Raw genomic sequence first — 17,262 nt, 5'->3', positions numbered from 1 at the left:
GAGGATTAGCGGTCGGGTACCACGCGTCTCTACAACCACTTCGCCTGTTTGAATTTTAGATACAGCGCGCCGCAGACCACCGCGATGACGGCCAACACGACGAAATAGCCGTATTCGGTCTTCAGCTCGGGCATGTTCTCGAAGTTCATGCCGTAGATGCCGGCGATCGCGGTCGGGACGGCGAGGATCGCAGCCCAGGCGGCGAGTTGGCGCGTGATCGCGCCGGTGCGCTGCTGTTCGAGCAGGTTGCTGAACTCGAACACCGATGTCAGCACTTCGCGCAGGCCGTCCACCATCGTCTGGACGCGGCGGACATGGTCGAGCACGTCGCTGAAATAGGGTTTTACGTTGCCGTCGATGCACGGAAGGTCGAGCCGGACGATCTTGCTCGCGACCTCGCCCATCGGCCCGAGGATGCGCTGGAAGCGGATCATCTCGCGGCGCAGGCCGAAGATCCGGACGATCTCCTCGCGGCCCAGAAAGGCATCGATGATGCGCTGTTCCATCGCCAGCACCTCGTCCTCGATGCTCTCGACGATCGGCAGATAGCCGTCGACGACGTAATCGAGGATCGCGTGGAGGACATAGTCGACGCCGTTGACCAGCAAGGTCGGCGCGGCTTCGAGCTGTTCGCGCAACGCCTTGTGCGAACGCGCGGAGCCGTGGCGGACGCTGATGATATGGCTGTGGCCGACGAAGATCGCGGTCTCGCCGTACGCGATCTTGTCGCCTTCGAGTTGGGCTGTGCGCGCGACCACGAACAGCTGGTCGCCATAGACGTCGATCTTGGGCAGCTGGTCCGCCTTGATCGCATCCTCGACCGCGAGGGGATGCAGGTTGTACTGCTCCTGCAACGTCCGCATCTCGTCGTCGCTCGGATCGCAGATTCCGATCCAGACGAACTCGGACCGGTCAGCCGGGCAATCGACCTTCTCGTCGATCGAGACCGCGCGGACGCGTTTGCCATGGCGATAGAGATACGCGGCGACGACCGTCATGGAGCCTCGACTTTACCCGAACAAGGCTCGCGCCGGTATCAGAACGCCGGCAGGACCGCACCCTGATAATGCTGCTCGATGAACGCCTTGGTCGTCGGGCTGCGAAGCGCCGCGATCAGCTTGACGACGCGCGGGTCCTTCTCGCCGCCGGGCAGGCCGACGACGAAATTGACATAGGGGCTATTCTTGTCCTCGATCGCGAGCGCGTCGCGGACGGGGTTGAGCTTCGCATCGAGCGCGTAGTTCGTGTTGATCAGCGCGAGATCGACCTCGCCGAGGGTGCGGGGCAGGGTGGCGCCTTCCAGTTCCTTGAACTGCAGGTTGCGCGGGTTGGTGGCGATATCGCGGAGCGTCGACAGCGGATTGGTCGGGGTCTTGAGCGTGATCAGACCGGCCTTTTGCAACAACAGCAGCGCGCGGCCGCCGTTGCTCGGCTCGTTCGGGATCGCGACGGTGGCGCCGTTCGGCACCTGCGCGATCGTCTTCCACTTGCGCGAATAGGCGCCGAGCGGTTCGACATGGACGCCGGCATAGGTCACCAGATGCGTGCCGCGCGAGGCGTTGAACTCGTCGAGATACGGCTTGGTCTCGAAATAGCTGACGTCGATTTGCTTCTGGTCGACTTGAAGGTTGGGCTGCACGTAGTCGTTGAAGACGCGGATCTGGAGGTCGACGCCTTCCTTGGCGAGCGTCGGCTTGATCGACTCGAGGATCTCGGCATGCGGCACCGCGGTCGCGGCCACGGTCAGCGTCTTGCCGTCATTGGTCTTTGCGCCACCGCAGGCGGCTAGCGCGAGCAGCGACATCGAGGCGAGCAGGGTGCGGCGGTTCATGGCGTTTCCTAGCGGCGGGTAAAGTGGCGGGCGAGCGCGTCGCCGGCATATTGGAGGATCTGGACGAGGACGACCAGCAGCACGACCGTGACGACCATGACGTCGGTCTGGAACCGCTGATAGCCGAACCGGATCGCAAGATCGCCGAGCCCGCCGGCACCGACTACGCCGGCCATCGCGGTGAACGAGACGAGCGCGACCGCGGTGACGGTCGCGCCGGCGATCAGCCCGGGCAGCGCCTCGGGGATCAGCGCGCCGGTGACGATCTGGCGCGTGGTCGCGCCCATCGCCTGCACCGCCTCGATCGTGGTGCGGTCGACTTCCTTCAACGATCCCTCGACGAGGCGCGCGTAGAAGGGCGCGGCGCCGACGACGAGCGGCGGGATCGCGCCGGCGACGCCGAGCGAGGTGCCGACGAGCATGACGGTTAGCGGGATCATCACGATCAGCAGGATGATGAACGGCACCGAGCGGAGGATGTTGACGATGACGCCGAGCACGACGTTGGCCACGCGGTTCTGCGACAGGCGGCCTTGCCCGGTGAGGTAGAGCAGCACGCCGAGCGGGAGGCCGAGCGCGATCGTGAGGATCAGCGATCCGGCGAGCATGATCAGCGTGTCGAGGCACGCCTGGCCGATGTCGGACCAGTCGATGTTGGCGAAGAAGCTCATGCAGCGAGCGCCGCCAGCATCCGCCGGGTCGCCGGATGCTTGGCGTCGGCGAAGATACCGGTGACCGCGCCGGTCTCCACGACCTGGCCGCGCTCGAGCACCGCGACGCGGTCGCAGACGTAGCGGACGACGTCCATTTCATGGGTGATGAGGACGATCGTCAGGCCGAGATCTCGGTTTAGGTCACGGAGGAGTGTAAGGACCGAGCGGGTGGTTTCGGGGTCTAGCGCGCTGGTCGCTTCGTCGCAGAGGAGGATGTCCGGGTCTGTGGCGAGTGCGCGGGCGATGCCGACGCGTTGCTTCTGGCCGCCGGAGAGTTGGGCGGGGTATTTCGCGGCGTGATCGGACAGGCCTACGCGCTCGAGAAGCGCGGCAACCTTCGTATCCCGTTCGGCTTTGGGCACACCGGCGAGTTCCAGCGGGAAGGCGACGTTGGCGGCGACCGTGCGCGACGAGAGCAGGCCGAAATTCTGGAAGATCATGCCGATCCGCCGCCGCAGCGTGCGCAGGTTCGCGGACGAGAGCGACGCGACGTCGACGCCGTCGATCTCGATCCGGCCCGAACTCGGGCGTTCGAGCGCGTTGATCAGGCGGATCAGAGTCGACTTGCCTGCGCCCGACTGGCCGATCACGCCGAACACGCCGCGCGCGGGTATTTCCAGCGACACGGCGTCGAGTGCGGCGGCGTCGCTTGTCGGGTAGGTTTTGGAGACGTCGACGAGGCGGATCATGCGGACCCCATGACCTGCGCCGCGAACCGCTCCATTTCCTCGGCCTGGGGACTCATCTGGAGCAGAAGCAGGTCGAGCCCGGCGGCTTCGTATTCCGCGACGCGCTCCTTCAATTGTTCGGGCGTGCCGACCAGATTGGGGCGCAGGCCGCGGTTGGAAACCGAATATTCCTGGATCTTCATCTCGCGTTCGAGCTGCGTGCCCGACAGCCACTGGTCGAAATTGGCGTAGCCGGCGGGGAGTTCGCTGACGCTGGTGATGCGGTCGAGTTCGCGCTTCGCCTCCGCCTCGCTGTCGCGGACGATCGCGTAGGCGGCCATGCCGTATTGCATCGGGGCGCCGCCTGCGGCTTCCCGGCGCGCGGCCATGTCGGCGATCTTGGGCGCGATCGCGGCGGCGGGGTCGCCGTGCATGACGTACGCGTCGCACTGCGCGGCGATCAGCGTCTTGGCCTTTTCGCTTTCGCCGCCGGCATAGACGGTGGGGCGCTTGGCGGGCTTCGGGGAGCAGATCGCTTGCTCGGTGGTGTAGAATTGCCCGGCGAAATCGAAGCGTTCCTGGGTCCAGAGGCCATCGACCACGGTCAGCCACTCGGCGGTCCGCGCGTAGCGATCATCGTGCTGGTCGAACTGGAGGCCGTATTGCCTGGCCTCATCCGCCCACCAGGACGACACTACGTTGAGCGCGAGGCGCCCGCCCGAGATCCGGTCGATATTCGCGGCGGCCTTGGCGAACAGCGCGGGGTGGTGGAAGTTCGGGCGGACCGCGACCATCAGCTCGATGCTGTCGGTCACCGCCGCCAACGCCGCCGCGGTCGACCATGCATCGAGCGCGGGCTGTTCGACACCCTTGATATCGTTGAGGTTCAGCTCGGCGATCAGCGTCAGGTCGTAGCCCCAGCGCTCGGCATTCTGCGTCAGCGCCTTGGTGTAGGCCCAGCTCGCCTCCATCCCCTCGTCGGGGACGTTGCGGAGCCAGCCGCCGAAGACAGGAGTCCAGTAACCGTAGCGCATCAGAGAGCCTTCTCGATTTGGTCGACCAGGTAATCGACGAGGCGGTCGTGTGGATCCCAGCCGAGGACGTCGAGCGGCTTGGCGACGAAGTTCGACAGCGCATTGATGTCGTAGAAGCGCGCGACGCCGTCACGGTCGTCGATCATCACCTCGACCCCGCCGACATCGAGATCGACTTCGCGCGCGACCGCCTCGGCGGCGTCGCGCAGGGTCTGCGAGGGCTCGACCGCGGCCATCTTGATCCCCGAGCCGGGGACGACGCACGCATCCGCCGGGCAGAGATCGAACGCACCGCCGCCCGCGACCTCGATCGCGTAGAGGAACTTGCGGTCGAGCGTCTCGATCCGGGTGATCGTGCCATCGCGGACGGGGACATATTCCTGCACCAGCAGCACGCCGTCGACGCTGTCCGGCAGGCCGCTATCGGCGACGGCGGCACGGAGTTGGTCGAGGCTGTCGAAGCGGATGATGCCCGCGCCCGATCCGCCGATGTTTGCCTTCACGACCAGCGGGAAGCGGAGCATCTGTGCGGCGGGGACGACGTCGGTGGCGCGGTGGACGACGCGCGTCTCGGGGATCGCGAGACCGAGCGACGCGATCAGCGACAATTGGCGCGCCTTGGACGCGTCGATCGCGAGCACGTCGGTCCCGTTGATCACGCGCGCACCCGTGCGCCGCCAGTGATCGAGCATCGCCATCGTGTCGAAGATCGGGTGCTCGTCGTTACGCAGGAAGCTCGACATCGCGATCCGGTTGAACACCACGCTGCCCGGGGCGGTCTGGTCGGCGGGGTTCCAATGCCCGTCGGGCGTGGCGCGCGTAAAATCGACGCCGCGGCGATCGAGCGCGGCGAACAAGGGTTCGAACCAGAGCGGGTGTTCGTAGACAATGGCGAGATCGGTCATTCCACTGCGGATACGCATTACGGCCGGGCGTGCAAACCCAAGCAAAACTTTGCCGGCGGCAATTTGCGGCGGGTCCGGCTGACAGAGTGCGTGCGAGCGGCTAGCCTGTGGCATGACCTTCAAATTCCTGAGCGCGGCGCTTGCTGCCTTGTGTGCCGTTTCCGCTTTGGCACAGACCGTGACCGTCCCCGCGGTTACGCCGCCTGCCGCCCCGGTCGCGGCCGTGCCGGCGGCGACCGTCTCGATCGTGATGACGACCAGCGAGGGGCCGATCACGCTTGCGCTGGAGAAGGATCGCGCGCCGCTAACGACCGCGAACTTCCTGCGGTACGTCGACCAGAAGCGGCTGGACGGGGTGACCTTCTACCGCGCGATGAAGCTGGGCACGGATTCCGGACTGATCCAGGGCGGGCCTCAGGGTGAGGCGAAGCGACTGTTGCCGCCGGTGAAGCATGAGCCGACCAGCCAGACGGGGCTGTCGCACGTCGATGCGACGATCTCGCTCGCGCGGTTTGCGCCGGGGACTGCGACGGCGGATTTCTTCATTACCGTTGGACCGGTGCTGTCGCTCGATGCCGACCCATCGGGGCGCGGCGACAAGGATGGGTTTGCGGCGTTCGGGCATGTCGTCGCGGGAATGGACGTGGTGAAACGCATCCTCGCTGCGCCGACGTCGCCGAATGCGGGGTTGGGGGTGATGAAGGGGCAGATGATCGCGGCGCCGGTGCGGGTCTTGACGGTGCGGCGGGTTAAGTAGGGAAAGACCTTACATCGCCCCAAATTTCCACCCCGGCGAAGGCCGGGGCCCAATTGGGAAGGCTGAAGTAACGGTGCGCACCCTTCGTTAGCGACGGCCCCCAATTGGGCCCCGGCCTTCGCCGGGGTGGTGTTGGGGATGGGTAACCCTTCCCAATTTGTTTCCCCACGAAGGCGGGGACCCAGACTGGGCTCCCGCCTTCGCGGGAGAACAACAGTGTGCGGTCGGTGGCGCTAGTCTCAGACGTCGTCGTCCTTTCAAGCCGGCGCCATCACCCGGATAATCCCCGCCGCCACCTTCGCCGTCACCGGCGTCCGCGCCAGCACCTCGCCATCGATCGAGATCGGTAGCGGCGGGATGGTGTTGATCTTCAGGCTCTTCCCCCGGAAATCGCGCACCTTTTCATGGCGCGAGTCGAGGCGGAAGACGCTGGAGACCCAGTTCTGCACGAGCCGGCGCTTCACGTGGCCCATCACCGCCTGCACGACGATCTCGCCCGAATCGACCGCCGCCGCATCCACCAGTTCGGTGCCGCCGTGATACGGCCCGTTCGAGATTCGTACCTCGACGACGCGGATCTTCACCGCAGTCGGGCCCTCGCCGACGATCAGCGTGAACGGGCGGAAGCGGAGATACTGGTAGGCCGCCCAAGTGAGATAGCCGACTTTGCCGAACACCTTCTTCAGGCCGTGCGGCACGGTAGCGGCGATCTTCGGGCTGATGCCCATCGCCGCGCAGTTCGCGAAATAATCGCCGTCGATCATGCCGAGATCGATGCGGCGCGGCTTGCCGGTGCGGATCACCTCGACCGCGCCTTCGATGTTCAGCGGAATGCCGAGCGTGCGCGCAAAACTGTTGGCGGTGCCGAGCGGGAGCACGCCTAGGATGACGTCATGGCCGACCATCAGGTCGACCAGCCCGCTGACCGTGCCATCGCCGCCGCCGAGGATCAGCAGGTCGGGCTTCTTCGCCAGCGCCCGTAGCACGGTCGCCTCCAGATCCTTCGGATCCTCGACCGCGTGTGCGTCGACCTCGTACGGCAGTCCCGACATTGCCGCGCACGCGCGCTTGAACAGCTTCTGTCCTTTACGCGACTTGGCGTTGACGACGAGCGCGGCGGAGGTGATCGTATCGTTCGGCATGAGCACCCCAACGCACGGAATGCGGTTTCGCACCCGTAACGCTCAACCCGTAACGCTTGATTGGCCCGCGCGCATCCCGCAAAGCCCGCGCATGACCGCAAGCTATCCCGCGCTTCGCCTCCGTCGCACGCGTGCCTCCGCCTGGAGCCGCCGCCTCCACGCCGAGACGGTGCTGACTCCCGCCGACCTGATCTGGCCGTTGTTCGTCGCCGACGGGGAGGGCGTCGAGCAACCGATCGCCAGCCTGCCGGGCGTATCGCGCTGGTCGGTCGACGGCATCGTCGCGCGGGGCCGCGAGGCGCGCGATCTGGGTATCCCGTGCCTTGCGCTGTTCCCGTACACGCAGCCTGAGCGGCGCACCGAGGACGGGCGCGAGGCGCTCAACCCCGACAATCTGATGTGTCAGGCGATCCGCGCGCTGAAGGATGCGGTGCCCGAAATCGGCGTGCTGACCGACGTCGCGCTCGATCCCTATACCAGCCACGGTCATGACGGGCTGGTCGACGCGGCGGGCTATGTCGTCAACGACACCACCGCCGAAATGCTGGTCGCGCAGGCCTTGAACCAGGCGAAGGCGGGTGCCGACATCATCGCGCCGTCGGACATGATGGACGGCCGGATCGGCATGATCCGCAGCGCGCTGGAGGCGGACTCGCACCACAATGTGCAGATCATGTCCTACGCCGCCAAGTACGCCAGCGCGTTCTACGGGCCGTTCCGCGATGCGGTCGGCTCACGCGGGCTGTTGAAGGGCGACAAGAAAACCTACCAGATGGACAGCGCCAACGCCGAAGAAGCCATCCGCGAGGTCGCGATGGACCTGGCCGAGGGTGCCGACACGGTGATGGTCAAGCCCGGCCTGCCGTATCTCGACATCATCGCCCGCGTTCGCCAGGCGTTCGAGGTGCCGGTGTTCGCGTACCAGGTGTCGGGGGAGTATGCGATGATCGAGCATGCGGTCGCGGCCGGGGCGGCCGAGCGCGACGCGATGGTGCTGGAGACGCTGATGGCGTTCAAGCGCGCCGGCTGCTCGGGCGTGCTGACGTACCACGCGGCGCATGCGGCGAAGCTGCTGAATGGGTGAGGTCCGGATCGAGACCGGGCGACTGGTCCTGCGATCTTGGCTCGAGCGGGATCGCGACGCGTTTCACGCGTTGGGCAACGATCCCGACACGATGCGGTATCTCGGCCCGCTGCGATCGCGCGCCGAGGACGATGGCGCATTCGAGCGGCAGCGCGGCGCCTTCGAGGATCATGGTACGTGCGGCTGGGCTGTCGAGCGCGTATCGGACGGCATGCTGATCGGCATATGCGGTATCAAGCCAGCCAAGGCAGGCATGCCGATCGAGGGCAGCATGGAATTCGGCTGGCGTTTCGAACGGCAGCATCAGGGGCAGGGCTATGCGTTCGAGGCCGCTCGGGCCGCGCTCGCCCATGCTTGGACCTTGCCCGGTACGGATCACGTCGTCGCGATCACCGTGCATACCAACATCGCGAGTTGGCAGCTTATGGAAAAGCTCGGCATGTGGCGGGTGAGCGACGGTGATTTCGACCATCCCTCCGTCGCGGAAGACAGCCCGCTAAAGCGCCATATCCTCTACAGAATCGACCGTCCCACCCATGTCTGACAACCATTTGGCTGCGCACGGGCATTCCGCTGCGCCCGAGCCTTTGATGGCGCGCTGGTGCCGGACGATGTTCGTGGCGACGATCCTGACCGGATCGTTCCTGCTGTTCCTCGTCCAGCCGATGGTCGCGCGGATGGCGCTGCCGCGGCTCGGCGGTGCACCAGCGGTGTGGAACTCGGCGATGCTGGTGTACCAGGCGTTGCTGCTCGCGGGCTATGCGTACGCGCATTGGCTCGGGCGGATGCGGCCGCGGGCGCAGGCGGCGATCCATCTCGGCGTGCTGATCGTCGCAGTGCTGTGGTTGCCAATCGGGCTGGTCGCGATGGCGCCGTCGGCAGATGCCCAGCCGGCACTTTGGGTGCCATGGCTGCTCGGGCTGTCGATCGGGCCGCTGTTCTTTGCGGTCTCCGCGCAGGCGCCGCTGATCCAGCGCTGGTTCAGTGCAGCGAGCGGCGGCGGTGATCCCTATGCGCTGTACGCAGCATCCAATCTCGGCAGTTTCGCGGGGCTGATCGCGTACCCGCTGCTGGTCGAGCCGCTGATGGCGGTCCACGGGCAGAGCCTGTTGTGGAGCGGCGGTTATCTGCTGCTGATCGTGCTGGTGCTCGCCTGCGCCACGCGCCTGCCGAAGACCGCTGCGGTAGATCACGTCGCCGCCACCAGCGCGCCGCCGGGCGCCAAACGAATTGCGCACTGGATCGCGCTGGCGCTCGTGCCGTCGGGGATGATGCTGGCGACCTCGACCTATATCACGACCGATATCGTCGCGATGCCGCTGCTGTGGGTGATCCCGCTCGGGCTGTACCTGCTGAGCTTCAGCGTGGCGTTCGCGAACGACCGCTGGCTTGCCGACCTGCTGACGCGGATCGCGCCGATCACGATTTTGCTGTTCGGCGGGATTATCATGGGCGGCGTCAACGCGCGCCCGTTCTTCAGCGCCGGCATCGCGCTGGTGCTGCTGTTCATGATCTCGGTCGCGCTGCACACCACGCTGTACCGCAAGCGCCCCGCGCCCGATCGGTTGACCGGCTTCTACCTCGCCATGTCGGCGGGCGGCGCGCTGGGCGGGGTGTTCGCCGCGCTGGTGGCGCCGGTGGTGTTCGACTGGACCTACGAATATCCGCTGCTGATCCTGGCGGCGGGCGCGCTGGTGCCGCAAATGTATCTCGTCGGCCAGTTTCGCACTCTCTGGATGGCGAAGGGGCGGACCAAGTGGATCGCGCTTGCCGGCATCACCGCATTGATGGCGATCGTCGCCGGGCTGCGGATTACCGACCCCAGCGGCGTGTTCGGCGAGAGCCGGCAGGGCCTCGACTTCCTCGTCATCGCCACGCTGGGCTTTGCCGTGATCGGTGCCCGCATGCCGTACATGATCGTGCTGGCAGGAGCGCTCGTCCTCTTCGGCGGGTATCGCAGTCTCGAGCTCTCGATCGATCCGGGCGCGCGGGTGCGGAGCTATTTCGGTGTCTATACCATCCGCGACGAGCCTGGCCCCAATGGCGGTTTGCGGGAGCTCGATCATGGCACGACCGTGCACGGCCTCCAGCTGCGCGGTTCGCTGGAACGCGAGCGGACGCCGACCACCTATTATGCGTCGGGCTCTGGCGTCGGGCAGGCGATGCAGGCCGCTACCGGGTTGTACGGCCCGCACGCGCGGATCGGCGTCGTCGGGCTCGGGACGGGTACGCTGTCGTGTTACGCAAAGCCCGGTCAGCGCTGGCGGTTCTATGAGATCGACCCGGCGGTCGTCCGGATCGCGCGCGACACCGGCCAGTTCACCTATCTGTCGCGGTGCCTGCCGAACCCGGATATCCGGATGGGCGACGCGCGCGTGGCGCTCGCGCACGACGCAACCAACAGCCTCGATCTGCTCGCGCTCGATGCGTTCTCGTCGGATTCTGTGCCGATGCACCTGATGACGCGCGAGGCGTTCGCGACGTACGGGCGGGTGCTGGCGCGCGACGGGCTGTTATTGGTGCATATCTCGAACCGGTTCATCGACCTCGAACCGGTGATCGCGGCTGCGGCGCAGGAGGGCGGCTGGATCGCGGTCGAGATCAAATACCGCCCGTCGAGCCTCCTCGTCGACCGCGCCTCGGCGTCGGACTGGGTGGCGCTGTCGCGTGACCCGCGCGGCATCGCGGCGTTGCGCGCGAAGGACCGCGATTGGACCCCGCTGGCCCCGCGCAAGGGTTTCACGGCGTGGACCGACGATTACTCGACGATCCTGCCGTTGCTGAAGGGATTCTAGGCCCCCGATCCTCCCCCGCCAGGGGGGGGGGCGCGAAGCGACGGAGGGGGAGGACACGGAACAGACGTGGTCGCTTACCTCCCCCTCCGTCTGGCAAGCGCCAGCCACCTCCCCCTGGCGGGGGAGGATTAGAAGGGCGCACTCACGCTGCGGGCATACTCGACTGGATACGGCTGATCGTGGCGCTCTGGCGATCGGTCTCCGCCTGCGCCTTTGCCCGGATCGTCGCGAGCGCGGGATACTCCGGCTGGAGCTTCGCCGCACGGTCGGTCGCGAGCGCCTCGATATCGCTCACCAGCGACGAACTCTGCGCGCGCCAGTCGTCGAGCCCCGCCAGCGCCGTCTGCGCGGTGATCCATGCATCGCTGCCGACTGCCGCACCGCGCGCCGACCGGGCCAGCGCCTCCGCCTTTGCCGCATCGCGCGTGAAGCCCGTCGTGACCGCGTCGAGCTTGCCCGAGATCGCCGCGATATCCTTGTCGAGCGCGGGGTCTGGCGCCGCCACCGCCGCCTTCACCTCGGGCTCCGCGAACCCGAGCTTCTCGACCGGGCGGAGACCGAGCGACGGATAGGTGTCCGGATCCTTGCTGCACGCGCCGGTTGCCAGAACCAGCGCGAACGATGCGAAGCGGAGCGAAAAGGCGTGTTTCATGTCCGCCGCTCTATGCCGGCCGGCGCTCGCGCACAACTTTCTCGCGGCAAACCCTTGCGCCTCCGAAAATGCCTGCTATCAGCGCCCCTCCAGTGCACCCATAGCTCAGCTGGATAGAGCATCAGACTACGAATCTGAGGGTCGGGCGTTCGAATCGCTCTGGGTGCACCAGGATTTTCCGCTTCATAGCGGGCTTGTCGAACCGGACACGGGACGGCGATGCACCCATAGCTCAGCTGGATAGAGCATCAGACTACGAATCTGAGGGTCGGGCGTTCGAATCGCTCTGGGTGCACCATTATTCTATCATCGGGCCTTCAGCTACGCGGCGATGCGACCGAGCAGCCGCGAAGTCGCGCCGGTCCGTCCGCCGAACTGCAGGAAGGCGTGGGTCATGCCGTCGAACGCTTGGTGATCGACCGCGACGCCGGCCTCGCGCAGGCGGCGACCATAGGCCTCGCTCTCGTTACGCAACGGATCGTTCTCGCATGTCACGAGCAAGGTCGGGGGCAGGGCGCCTACGTCGTCTGCCAGCACCGGTGACGCGCGCGGATCGGTCTGCGGTTCAGGGGAGGCGAGGTACAGGTCGATCTGCCGTTCCAGCGAGGTCGCGTCGATAATGTTGCCGTTCTCGCTCTTGCGGGATGGATAGTCGGTGTCGCCACGCAGGTCGGTGTTCGGGTAGAGCAGTATCTGGCCACTCAGCGCAGGGCCGTTTTCCGCAACGGTGCGTGCAGCGAGCGCGGCCGCGAGCGTCCCGCCGATGCTGTCGCCCGACACGACGATTCGCGATGCGTCGATGTCTCCTTCGCGCATCGGACGTTCGACGGTTACGACGGGTTCCGCCACGCACGCTGGGACTTTGGACATAGCCGCGCGTTCGGGCCACAACGGATTTGAAGGAGATCGTGATGAAGCGGACGGGCAAGGGCTTGATTGGTGGCGCGGTGCTGGCGGCGATGTCGGGGATCGGGCTGTCGCTCTATTCCAGCCGGGTCGCGCGGCGCGCCGAGGAACTGGTGCCGGCGGAGGGGCGCTTCCTCGACGTAGCGGGCGCACGGCTGCACTATATCGACGTTGGCAGCGGCCCGACGATCGTCATGGTCCACGGCCTTGGCGGCCAGTTGCGCAACTTCAGCTACGCGCTCGTCGATCTGCTCAAGGACGAATACCGCGTGATCGTCGTCGATCGGCCGGGGTCGGGCTATTCGGTTGCGACCGGTGACACGACGCCGGGGATTATCGCGCAGGGTGCGATCGTTGCCGACTTCATCCAGAAGCTCGGGCTCGATCGGCCGTTGTTCGTCGGCCATTCGCTCGGCGGCGCGATCGGGCTCGCCGTCGGGCTCGACCATCCGCATCTGGTCCGCGCGCTGGCCCTGATTGCACCGCTTACCCAGCCGATGGAACAGGTACCCGACAGTTTCCGCGGGCTGGCCCGGATTCCGGCAAGCGCGCGGCTGGCGTTCGCGCAGGTGCTCGGCACGCCGTTGAGCCGGCTAACCGCCACAAAAACCCTTGAAGGCGTGTTCGCACCCGAAGCGGTGCCGGAGGATTTCGTGACTCGCGGCGGGGGTGCACTCTCGGCGCGACCGATCGCGATCGCGGCGGCTGCGGCGGATCTTGCGGGGGCGAACGACAACGTGACTGCGATGACCGGGCGCTATGCCGAGATCGCCGTGCCGACGCGGATTCTGTTTGGGCGCCAGGATGCGATCCTCGATCCGGCCTGGCATGGCCACCGGACGGCGGCGGTTATACCGGGTGCCAAAATCGACACGATCGAAGGCGGCCATATGATCCCGATCACTGCGCCGGAGGCTTGCGCGCGGTTCGTGCGGGCTGCGTTCGCGGCGGGGTGATGCGTAGCCTGAGAGTGCACACCCAAACACATCCACCCCGGCGGAGGCCGGGGCCCAATTGGAAAGGTCGATGTAACTGAGGACAGCGCTCCGTTAGCGACGGTCCCCGATTGGACCCCGGCCTTCGCCGGGGTGGTGTCAGGATAGTCGACAACGCCACGCTGTAACGACGCACACCTTCCTTGTTCTCCCGCGAAGGCGGGAGCCCAGTCTGGGGCCCCGCCTTCGCGGGAGAACAATCTTTGGGCGCGTATTACCCGGCGACCGGGAGCTTAACCTTGCCCGCATCATCGCGCTCGAGCGGTCCGTAGGACAGCACCGTCTCCAGCAGCAGCGGGCCGCCATAGATGTGCGGGAAGAATTGGCCGCCGCGCGATTCTTCCCACTTCACGTCGCCGCCGAGCGCTTCGAGATCGATCGCCGCGACGTGCAGGTCCGACTGGCCGGCGAAGTGCTTGTCGACGGTCTCGGTCAGCTGTTCGGCGGTCGAGAGGTGGATATAGCCATCGGCCAGATCCACCGGCGCGCCCGCGAAGCTGCCGCTCTCCAGCGTCGCCAGCTCCGCGCCGGTCAGCACTTTATAGGCGATCGGATCGCGGCTCACTCGCCGTCCTCCGGACCTGCGGCCGTGTCGTCGCCGATCGTCGCGCCGGTATCCGGTGCGATCTCCGGGGTTGCGTCGGCCAGGTTGATCTCGGCCTCGTCCTCGGTTTCCTCGATCCGCGCGGCCGAGACGACGACCTCGCCCTTGGCAACGTCGAACAGCTTCACGCCCGCCGAATTGCGGCTGATGACGCGCAGTGACGCGAGCGTCGTGCGGATCAGCTTGGCCTGGTTGGTGACCAGCATCAGCTGATGACCCTTTGCCGCGGCGAAGCTCGCGACGACCGGGCCGTTGCGCGCGATGTTGTCGATGTTGGTGATGCCCTGCCCACCGCGGCCGGTGCGGCGATAATCATAGGCGCTCGACAGCTTGCCGTAACCGTTCTCGCAGACCGTCAGGATGAACTGCTCGCGGTCCTTGAGATCGTTGTAGCGCTCGTCGCCCATCCCGTGATCGCCCTCGCGCTCGCCCTTCCAGGGGGCGAATCTGAGATACGTCTCGCGCTCCTCGGGCGTGGCGCCGACACGGTGGAGGACGGACAGCGAGATGACCTCGTCGTCGCCCTTCAGCGTCACGCCGCGCACGCCGGTCGAGGTGCGGCTCTGGAACTCGCGGACGTCGTCGCCGGCAAAGCGGATCGCCTTGCCGAGGCGGGTCGCGAGCAGCACGTCGTCATGCTCGCTGAGCAAGGCGACACCGATCAGCTTGTCCTCGGAGCCTTCGCCGTTTTCACCGGGCTCGAAGCGCATCGCGATCTTGCCGTTCGACGGCACGTTGGTGAACGCATCCATCGAATTGCGGCGCACGGTACCGCGCTGCGTCGCGAACATCACGTGCAGGCGGCTCCACTCGCTCAGATCCTCCGGCAGCGGGAGCACGGTCGAGATCGTCTCGCCCGGTGCCAGCGGCAACAGGTTGATCATCGGCCGGCCGCGCGTGGCGGGGCCACCCTCGGGCAGGCGCCAGACCTTGTAGCGATACACCTTGCCGAGGTTCGAGAAGAACAGCACCGGGGTGTGCGTCGAGGTGACGAACAGTTCGGTGACGACGTCCTCGTCCTTGGTCGACATGCCCGCGCGACCCTTGCCGCCGCGGGCCTGAGCACGGAACGTGTCGAGGCTGGTGCGCTTGATATAGCCCTGCATGGTCACGGTGACGACCATGTCCTCGCGCTCGATCAAATCCTCGTCGTCGATGCCGTTGGCGGCGGCGGCGATCTCGGACCGGCGCGGGGTGGCGAATTCGTCGCGGATCGCGATCAATTCGCCGCGCATCACTTCGTACAGCTTGGCGCGGTCGCCGAGGATGTGGAGCAACTCGCCGATCGTCGCGGCTAGTGCCTTCAGCTCGTCGCCGATCTCGTCGCGGCCCAGCAGCGTGAGGCGGTGCAGGCGGAGATCGAGGATCGCGCGGACCTGCGGCTCGGACAGCTTGTAGATGCCCTCCTGCTGCTTGTCCTCGACCGCCTCGACCAGCGCGATGTACGGCGCGATCTCCTCGACCGGCCATTCGCGCGCGAGCAGCTTGCCGCGGGCTTCGGCGGGGCTCGACGATCCGCGGATGATCTTGACGACTTCGTCGAGGTTGGTGACCGCGATGACGAGGCCGAGCAACAGATGCGCACGGTCACGCGCCTTGGCGAGCTCGAACTTCGAGCGGCGCGTGATGACCTGTTCGCGGAACGTGATGAACGCGCCGATGATGTCGCGCAGGTTGAGCAGCTCTGGACGGCCGCCGCGGATCGCGAGCATGTTGGCGGGGAAGCTCGACTGCGCGGGCGTGTGCCGCCAGAGCTGGTTCAGCACCACGTCGGGGGTCGCGTCACGCTTCAGGTCGATGACGATGCGCACGCCCATCCGGCTCGACTCGTCGCGAATGTCGCTGACGCCTTCGATGCGCTTGTCCTTGGCGGCTTCGGCGATCTTCTCGACCAAGCCGTTCTTGCCGGTCTGGAACGGGATTTCGGTGAGCACGATCGAGCGGCGATCGCCCTTGCCCTCCTCGACGATGTGCCGCGAGCGGACGATGATCGAGCCGCGGCCGGTCTCATAGGCCGACTTGGCGCCCGCACGGCCGAGGATGATCGCGCCGGTCGGGAAGTCGGGACCGGGGATGATCTCGAACAGTTCCTCGGTCGTGATCGCGCCATTGTCCATGTACGCGAGGCACGCGTCGATCACTTCGCCGAGATTGTGCGGCGGGATGTTGGTCGCCATGCCGACCGCGATGCCGCCCGCGCCGTTGACCAGCAGGTTCGGATAGCGTGCGGGCAACACCGAGGGCTCGCGCTCGGAGCCGTCGTAATTGGGTGTGAAGTCGACCGTGTCCTTGTCGAGATCGCCGAGCAGCGCGTTGGCCACCTTGCCGAGACGCGCCTCGGTGTAGCGCATCGCTGCGGGCGGATCGGGATCCATCGAGCCGAAGTTGCCCTGACCGTCGATCAGCGGCACGCGCATCGACCAGTCCTGCGTCATGCGGGCCAGTGCGTCGTAGATCGAGCTGTCGCCATGCGGGTGATATTTACCCATCACGTCACCGACGATACGCGCCGACTTGCGGTAGGGCTTGCCGGCGACGAAGCCGCTCTCGTGCGCGCCGTACAGGATACGGCGATGGACGGGCTTCAAGCCGTCGCGGACGTCGGGCAGCGCGCGCGCGACGATCACGCTCATGGCATAGTCGAGATAGCTCGACTTCATCTCGTCGACGATCGAGATCGTGGCGATGCCGGCTGGCTCGCCGCCGGTGGGTTCGGCGAGCATGGTCTCGTCGGTCAAATCTGAAGGCTTTCGGCTTGTGTCGGTATGATGACACACCTTAGCCGAGGGGTCGGCTGCTTACTACCCCCGCGCACGCGTACGCACGCGCCTACGTACGAGGGGGGAGAAGGGTTTCATCGCTAATTCGGGGTTATTTGCAGGCGGCCTTGGTCTTGTTGCCGGCGAGCGCGCAATTGTAGGTGACGGTCTTTCCGTTCGCGAGCTTGGCGGTGACCATGCGGCCCTTCCTGACCGTGGTGGTGCGCTTGGCGATCTTGGTGTTGCCCATCGGCGTCGTGGTCTTGGTGGTGGTAGTGTGGCTCGCGACGGTCTTGGGCTGGACGGTCATCGGCTTTGCCTGCGTCGCGGCGATTGCGGCACCACCGGAGAACAGCGCGCTCGCAGCGAGGATCGCGAGGGGGAGGGACTTCTTCATGCTGGTATCCTCTCGTTTCG

General features: G+C 66.4%; 17 protein-coding genes and 2 tRNA genes. 7 read left to right on the top strand and 12 right to left on the bottom strand.

Annotated elements, in window-relative coordinates; genetic code table 11:
• Positions 1 to 29 precede the first annotated feature (29 nt).
• Genes EQZ23_RS04730 through EQZ23_RS04705 form a run of 6 tightly spaced genes read right to left on the bottom strand, consistent with a single transcriptional unit; the run spans position 30 to position 5,151 of the window.
• A complete protein-coding gene (locus EQZ23_RS04730; protein WP_128453245.1) occupies positions 30 to 998 on the bottom strand; it encodes a magnesium and cobalt transport protein CorA in 969 nt (322 codons plus the stop codon).
• Between the two features lie 38 nt (positions 999 to 1,036).
• Positions 1,037 to 1,831, bottom strand: coding sequence for a MetQ/NlpA family ABC transporter substrate-binding protein (locus tag EQZ23_RS04725; protein WP_128453244.1), 795 nt, complete (start codon positions 1,829 to 1,831; stop codon positions 1,037 to 1,039).
• 8 nt (positions 1,832 to 1,839) lie between these two features.
• Complete coding sequence (locus EQZ23_RS04720; RefSeq protein WP_128453243.1) at positions 1,840 to 2,502, bottom strand: methionine ABC transporter permease; 663 nt, start codon at positions 2,500 to 2,502, stop codon at positions 1,840 to 1,842.
• Positions 2,499 to 3,233, bottom strand: a complete 735-nt coding sequence (locus tag EQZ23_RS04715; RefSeq protein WP_128453242.1) for an ATP-binding cassette domain-containing protein — start codon at positions 3,231 to 3,233, stop codon at positions 2,499 to 2,501. The genes EQZ23_RS04720 and EQZ23_RS04715 overlap by 4 nt, the downstream gene beginning before the upstream one ends.
• Complete coding sequence (locus tag EQZ23_RS04710) at positions 3,230 to 4,246, bottom strand: LLM class flavin-dependent oxidoreductase (protein ID WP_128453241.1); 1,017 nt, start codon at positions 4,244 to 4,246, stop codon at positions 3,230 to 3,232. Before EQZ23_RS04710 ends, EQZ23_RS04715 begins: the two co-directional genes overlap by 4 nt.
• Entirely contained in the window at positions 4,246 to 5,151 is a 906-nt protein-coding gene (locus EQZ23_RS04705; RefSeq protein WP_128453240.1) for an alpha-L-glutamate ligase, read from the bottom strand. Before EQZ23_RS04705 ends, EQZ23_RS04710 begins: the two co-directional genes overlap by 1 nt.
• Positions 5,152 to 5,263: 112 nt before the next feature.
• Between EQZ23_RS04705 and EQZ23_RS04700 the strand changes: the two genes are divergently transcribed.
• Positions 5,264 to 5,908: a peptidylprolyl isomerase gene (locus EQZ23_RS04700; RefSeq protein WP_128453239.1), complete on the top strand. Its 645-nt coding sequence runs from the start codon at positions 5,264 to 5,266 to the stop codon at positions 5,906 to 5,908.
• Positions 5,909 to 6,165: 257 nt separating this feature from the next.
• On the opposite strand, the gene EQZ23_RS04695 is transcribed toward EQZ23_RS04700, so the two are convergent.
• Entirely contained in the window at positions 6,166 to 7,050 is an 885-nt protein-coding gene (locus EQZ23_RS04695) for a diacylglycerol kinase family protein (protein WP_128453238.1), read from the bottom strand.
• Between the two features lie 91 nt (positions 7,051 to 7,141).
• Here EQZ23_RS04695 and hemB point away from each other — a divergent pair, with 91 nt between their 5' ends.
• From hemB to EQZ23_RS04680, 3 genes are read left to right on the top strand one after another with little or no spacing between them, the layout of a single operon-like run.
• On the top strand, positions 7,142 to 8,134 hold the full coding sequence (gene hemB, locus EQZ23_RS04690; RefSeq protein ID WP_128453237.1) for a porphobilinogen synthase: 993 nt from the start codon (positions 7,142 to 7,144) through the stop codon (positions 8,132 to 8,134).
• Positions 8,127 to 8,678, top strand: a complete 552-nt coding sequence (locus tag EQZ23_RS04685; protein ID WP_128453236.1) for a GNAT family N-acetyltransferase — start codon at positions 8,127 to 8,129, stop codon at positions 8,676 to 8,678. The genes hemB and EQZ23_RS04685 overlap by 8 nt, the downstream gene beginning before the upstream one ends.
• A 46-nt stretch (positions 8,679 to 8,724) precedes the next feature.
• Positions 8,725 to 10,929, top strand: coding sequence for a fused MFS/spermidine synthase (locus EQZ23_RS04680; protein WP_128453602.1), 2,205 nt, complete (start codon positions 8,725 to 8,727; stop codon positions 10,927 to 10,929).
• Between the two features lie 142 nt (positions 10,930 to 11,071).
• On the opposite strand, the gene EQZ23_RS04675 is transcribed toward EQZ23_RS04680, so the two are convergent.
• Positions 11,072 to 11,581: a hypothetical protein gene (locus EQZ23_RS04675; protein ID WP_128453235.1), complete on the bottom strand. Its 510-nt coding sequence runs from the start codon at positions 11,579 to 11,581 to the stop codon at positions 11,072 to 11,074.
• Between the two features lie 94 nt (positions 11,582 to 11,675).
• On the opposite strand from EQZ23_RS04675, the gene EQZ23_RS04670 reads away from it, so the two are divergent.
• Both EQZ23_RS04670 and EQZ23_RS04665 read left to right on the top strand, forming a co-directional pair.
• Positions 11,676 to 11,752, top strand: a tRNA-Arg gene (locus tag EQZ23_RS04670).
• Between the two features lie 50 nt (positions 11,753 to 11,802).
• Positions 11,803 to 11,879: transfer RNA gene (locus tag EQZ23_RS04665), tRNA-Arg, on the top strand.
• A 23-nt stretch (positions 11,880 to 11,902) separates the two neighbouring features.
• Here the strand turns inward: EQZ23_RS04665 and EQZ23_RS04660 are convergent.
• A complete protein-coding gene (locus EQZ23_RS04660; protein ID WP_128453234.1) occupies positions 11,903 to 12,451 on the bottom strand; it encodes an alpha/beta hydrolase fold domain-containing protein in 549 nt (182 codons plus the stop codon).
• Positions 12,452 to 12,492: 41 nt separating this feature from the next.
• On the opposite strand from EQZ23_RS04660, the gene EQZ23_RS04655 reads away from it, so the two are divergent.
• The gene (locus tag EQZ23_RS04655; protein ID WP_128453233.1) at positions 12,493 to 13,443 is read left to right on the top strand and encodes an alpha/beta hydrolase; all 951 of its coding nucleotides are present in this window, start codon (positions 12,493 to 12,495) and stop codon (positions 13,441 to 13,443) included.
• A gap of 253 nt (positions 13,444 to 13,696) precedes the next feature.
• Here EQZ23_RS04655 and EQZ23_RS04650 read toward each other — a convergent pair whose 3' ends face one another.
• The 3 genes from EQZ23_RS04650 to EQZ23_RS04640 form a co-directional block, all read right to left on the bottom strand.
• On the bottom strand, positions 13,697 to 14,047 hold the full coding sequence (locus EQZ23_RS04650) for a DUF952 domain-containing protein (protein WP_128453232.1): 351 nt from the start codon (positions 14,045 to 14,047) through the stop codon (positions 13,697 to 13,699).
• A complete protein-coding gene (gyrA, locus tag EQZ23_RS04645; RefSeq protein WP_128453231.1) occupies positions 14,044 to 16,824 on the bottom strand; it encodes a DNA gyrase subunit A in 2,781 nt (926 codons plus the stop codon). Before gyrA ends, EQZ23_RS04650 begins: the two co-directional genes overlap by 4 nt.
• Before the next feature lie 133 nt (positions 16,825 to 16,957).
• Complete coding sequence (locus EQZ23_RS04640) at positions 16,958 to 17,242, bottom strand: hypothetical protein (RefSeq protein WP_128453230.1); 285 nt, start codon at positions 17,240 to 17,242, stop codon at positions 16,958 to 16,960.
• Positions 17,243 to 17,262: the final 20 nt, after the last annotated feature.

The organism is Sphingomonas sp. UV9 (assembly GCF_004101245.1).
Classification (GTDB): Bacteria; Pseudomonadota; Alphaproteobacteria; order Sphingomonadales; family Sphingomonadaceae; genus Sphingomonas.
This window is presented reverse-complemented; position numbering and strand designations above follow the sequence as displayed.

Bases quoted from the DNA above. Each gene is read 5' to 3' on its own strand.
- EQZ23_RS04720 (WP_128453243.1), bottom strand. From the start codon at position 2,502: ATGAGCTTCTTCGCCAACATCGACTGGTCCGACATCGGCCAGGCGTGC.
- EQZ23_RS04725 (WP_128453244.1), bottom strand. From the start codon at position 1,831: ATGAACCGCCGCACCCTGCTCGCCTCGATGTCGCTGCTCGCGCTAGCC.
- EQZ23_RS04685 (WP_128453236.1), top strand. From the start codon at position 8,127: ATGGGTGAGGTCCGGATCGAGACCGGGCGACTGGTCCTGCGATCTTGG.
- EQZ23_RS04715 (WP_128453242.1), bottom strand. From the start codon at position 3,233: ATGATCCGCCTCGTCGACGTCTCCAAAACCTACCCGACAAGCGACGCC.
- EQZ23_RS04660 (WP_128453234.1), bottom strand. From the start codon at position 12,451: ATGTCCAAAGTCCCAGCGTGCGTGGCGGAACCCGTCGTAACCGTCGAA.
- hemB (WP_128453237.1), top strand. From the start codon at position 7,142: ATGACCGCAAGCTATCCCGCGCTTCGCCTCCGTCGCACGCGTGCCTCC.
- EQZ23_RS04695 (WP_128453238.1), bottom strand. From the start codon at position 7,050: ATGCCGAACGATACGATCACCTCCGCCGCGCTCGTCGTCAACGCCAAG.
- EQZ23_RS04730 (WP_128453245.1), bottom strand. From the start codon at position 998: ATGACGGTCGTCGCCGCGTATCTCTATCGCCATGGCAAACGCGTCCGC.
- EQZ23_RS04705 (WP_128453240.1), bottom strand. From the start codon at position 5,151: ATGACCGATCTCGCCATTGTCTACGAACACCCGCTCTGGTTCGAACCC.
- EQZ23_RS04710 (WP_128453241.1), bottom strand. From the start codon at position 4,246: ATGCGCTACGGTTACTGGACTCCTGTCTTCGGCGGCTGGCTCCGCAAC.
- EQZ23_RS04640 (WP_128453230.1), bottom strand. From the start codon at position 17,242: ATGAAGAAGTCCCTCCCCCTCGCGATCCTCGCTGCGAGCGCGCTGTTC.
- EQZ23_RS04675 (WP_128453235.1), bottom strand. From the start codon at position 11,581: ATGAAACACGCCTTTTCGCTCCGCTTCGCATCGTTCGCGCTGGTTCTG.
- EQZ23_RS04655 (WP_128453233.1), top strand. From the start codon at position 12,493: ATGAAGCGGACGGGCAAGGGCTTGATTGGTGGCGCGGTGCTGGCGGCG.
- EQZ23_RS04700 (WP_128453239.1), top strand. From the start codon at position 5,264: ATGACCTTCAAATTCCTGAGCGCGGCGCTTGCTGCCTTGTGTGCCGTT.
- EQZ23_RS04680 (WP_128453602.1), top strand. From the start codon at position 8,725: ATGGCGCGCTGGTGCCGGACGATGTTCGTGGCGACGATCCTGACCGGA.